The sequence below is a fragment of the uncultured Rhodococcus sp. genome (assembly GCF_963525155.1).
Lineage (GTDB): Bacteria > Actinomycetota > Actinomycetes > Mycobacteriales > Mycobacteriaceae > Rhodococcus_F > Rhodococcus_F qingshengii.
Genome location: NZ_CAURKP010000334.1, coordinates 1 through 2,599, shown reverse-complemented (window position 1 = coordinate 2,599; position 2,599 = coordinate 1). Strand labels below are relative to the sequence as shown.

General features: G+C 61.9%; 3 protein-coding genes and 1 pseudogene. 3 read left to right on the top strand and 1 reads right to left on the bottom strand.

What is annotated here, in order from left to right:
- The 3 genes from RWT78_RS29120 to RWT78_RS29110 form a co-directional block, all read left to right on the top strand.
- On the top strand, positions 1-466 hold a 466-nt coding region (locus tag RWT78_RS29120; RefSeq protein WP_314682938.1), incomplete at its 5' end, for an ABC transporter substrate-binding protein.
- A gap of 51 nt (positions 467-517) precedes the next feature.
- On the top strand, positions 518-937 hold the full coding sequence (locus RWT78_RS29115; protein ID WP_007728052.1) for a DUF1622 domain-containing protein: 420 nt from the start codon (positions 518-520) through the stop codon (positions 935-937).
- Positions 938-968: 31 nt separating this feature from the next.
- Complete coding sequence (locus tag RWT78_RS29110) at positions 969-2,369, top strand: DUF2252 domain-containing protein (RefSeq protein WP_007728051.1); 1,401 nt, start codon at positions 969-971, stop codon at positions 2,367-2,369.
- Positions 2,370-2,373: 4 nt separating this feature from the next.
- Here RWT78_RS29110 and RWT78_RS29105 read toward each other — a convergent pair.
- Positions 2,374-2,599 (bottom strand): annotated as a pseudogene (locus RWT78_RS29105) (SRPBCC domain-containing protein); the annotation flags it as partial.

Below are 2,599 nucleotides of genomic sequence, written 5' to 3'. Positions count from 1 at the left end.
ATTGGTCACCTCGATGGGCGTCGCGGTCCGACGCGAAGACGCGGCGGCCGAATTGAACGCGCGAACGGAAGACCGCCTCCTGGCAATCAAGGATCGACTCTCCGCCCTCGGTTCGTTGCCGTCGGTGACCCTCCTCCGCACCGGCGAGAACGGTGTCGTCTACAACCAGGTCGACGCTCTTCTCGACGCCCTCGGTTTCCCCGGCGAACGAGCTACATCGGAGGAGTTCACGCGCACACTCACAGCGGAGCAACTCGATCAGGTGACCAGCGACGTGATCATCGTGGGCGCATTCCAGGACCAGCAGGACGTCCGCGCGCAGTTGGCGATGAACCCGCTCTGGGAGCGTCTTCCCGCTGTCCGCTCGGGGAACGTCCATTACGTCGACGACAGCCTGTGGGGCTCGGGCTATTCTCCCCGCGCGACCGAGCTGCGACTCGACGACATCGAGCGGATCTTCAGCTGACGCCGTCGTGTCACCTCGACTTATCGGTGCATTACCTCGAGAATCATGACCATGGACAAAATCAGGTTCTTCGAGCTGGTCACCGAATGGTTCGAGGTACTCGGTGTTGTCGCCATGGTTCTCGGGTTCGTGTTCGCATTCGTGATCGCGGGGCGCGCATGGAGTCGAACGCGGGACGGTAGTTCGGCGTTTCGTACTCTGCGCGAGACCATGGGCGCGGTCATCCTTCTCGGCCTCGAGATCCTTGTCGCCGCTGATCTGGTGAAGACGGTGACGTCGTCGCCGTCGCTGACAGACGCCGCAGTTCTGGGCATGATCGTTCTTATTCGGACCGTGCTGAGCCTGTCGATTCAGATCGAGATCGACGGGGTACTTCCGTGGCGCAAGGCGTTGGTGTCAAGTCCGGAACTCCTGGTACGCGCAGCGCGCGGATCAGGAGGCCGCACGACGCCCGACGCGTCGAGTTCGTAGCGATAGCCGTTGCGAGTGAAAGGTCGGGCAGATGACAGCAGTGCGTACCGAGCATCTCACGGTCGACGAAAGGCGGGCGCGCGGCCGTCAGGCGCGTAGAGATACGCCATTGGCCGCGCTCGCGGATCTGGCAGAGAGTGACCGTGATCCGATATCACTGCTCGAATTGCAGGCGAAGTCGCGGGTACAGGACCTGGTGCCCATCCGATACGGGCGGATGTCGGCATCGCGGTTCTCGTTCTTCCGCGGCGCTGCTCTGGTGATGGCCGACGATTTGTCACGCAGTCCGGATTCGGGTCTTGCCAGCCAACTCTGCGGCGACGCGCACCTGAGCAACTTCGGTATCTATGCGACGCCCGAGCGAAAACTCGCGTTCGACATCAACGACTTCGACGAAACGTACCCGGGACCGTTCGAATGGGACGTGAAACGACTGGCCGCAAGTTTGGTGATCGCCGCAAAGGACAACGGATTTTCGGGCAAGGAGCGGAAGAAGATCGTTCGCGGATGCGCGGCCGAGTATCGGGAAACCATGATCACCCAGGCAGGATTGGGAAATCTTGCAGTCTGGTACTCGCACATCGCACCCGAGGACGGGCTCGAGGCTCTCCAGATCGACCTGAAGAAGCGCATGCTTGCTCGCACACAAGCGACGCTGGACAAGGCTCGTCGCCGCGACAGTGTGCAGGCGGCAGGCAAGTTCACCGAAATCGTCGACGGCCGGCGGCAATTCATCAGTGATCCGCCGCTGATCGTGCCCGCGAACGAGTTGTTCGCAGGGACCGATCTCACGCAGATCGAGGAGTTGCTACGTCAGCGCGTTCGGTCGTATCGGAGCACGCTGCAGTGGGACCGTCGGGTGTTGCTCGAAAGCTTCGAGATGACGCACATTGCGCGGAAGGTTGTCGGTGTCGGGAGCGTCGGAACACGCGCATGGATGATCCTCATGAAAGGAGTCGACGACGACGATCCGTTGATCCTGCAGGTCAAGGAAGCGCAACCCTCGGTATTGTCCGGCTACGTCGATGGTCCGACCTTCAAGAACGAAGGGGAACGCGTCGTCAACGGGCAACGCTTGATGCAAGCGACAAGCGACATCTTTCTCGGCTGGGAACGAGGGCCGGGGCTCGACGAGGGTGAGCACGATTTCTACATTCGTCAACTGCGTGACGGTAAAGGGTCGGCAGTCATCGAAGAGATGGTGCCGCAGGGGCTGGAACTCTACGGGCGCCTGTGCGCCAGGGTCCTTGCCTACGCACACGCTCGCTCGTCCGATCGGATAGCGATCGCCGAATATCTCGGTGACGGAACCGAATTCGATTTCGCGATCGGGGAGTTCGCGGCTGCCTACGCCAAGCGCAATGCTCGCGATCACGCCGCTCTGCTGACCGCGATCGACGACGGTCGCGTGTCAGCAGAGCGGGGAGTGTGACGACTCAGGCGAACGCGCCGTCGAGCCAGCCCTGCCACGCTGCCGTTGCTGATGCACCGTCAGCACCCTCTGCGAAGAGGTGATGGGCCGCGTCGACGGTGCCGCCGAAAGCATTTCGGCCGTAGAACCGCAGCAATGCGTCCTGGGTGCGCAAGCCGATGAACCAGTCGTTGATGTAGTCGACAATCGCGTCGACGGTTCCGATTCCGGGGACTTCCACCGACGCGGAG